Origin of the sequence: Sporosarcina sp. E16_3 (assembly GCF_017347125.1) — a bacterium.
Classification (GTDB): domain Bacteria; phylum Bacillota; class Bacilli; order Bacillales_A; family Planococcaceae; genus Sporosarcina.
In genome coordinates, this window is sequence record NZ_JADPRX010000084.1 from 1 (window position 1) to 528 (window position 528).

The window sequence follows — 528 nt, forward strand, 5'->3', positions numbered from 1 at the left end:
TGCTACTAAAAACATAGAAAAACGTGTAAGTTCCTCTACGCTAGACTTTTCCTGCTTCTTCGTACCCCGCCTCGCCACTTGCCCGCTACTACGGTTGGTTTAGCACTCCGCAGGCGTAAATTCGGATGTAGCCCACCCTATTGATACACGGTTTTCATTCTGTCACAATCGTGTATTCCTTTGTATATTTCAAATTTAAACTTGCATTGAAATCCCGATCCATTTCCAACCCGCAATTTCCACAATTGAAAGTACGATCGGCGAGGGATAAAGAAACGTTTTTCTCACCACAGTTCGAACAGCGTTTCGAAGAGGGGAACCAGCGATCAACGAGACGAACTTCAATTCCAATTTCTAAACACTTTGCGATGAGCCACTCCCTGAACTGCCTGAAGTTTTGTTGGCCAATTGCGCGGGATAAATGGCGGTTTTTCATCATGCCTTTGACGTTTAAATCTTCGATTGCGATAAATACTGGTTTGGTTTTCACCAGTATGCTCACGACAAATCGAATATACTCTTTTCTAC

General features: G+C 43.4%; 1 protein-coding gene. It reads right to left on the reverse strand.

The genetic code is table 11. The features are described 5' to 3' along the window. Nucleotides 1–154: 154 nt before the first annotated feature. Nucleotides 155–528 (reverse strand): RNA-guided endonuclease InsQ/TnpB family protein (locus tag I2483_RS19240; RefSeq protein WP_207278653.1); only part of this gene is annotated, 374 nt, incomplete at its 5' end.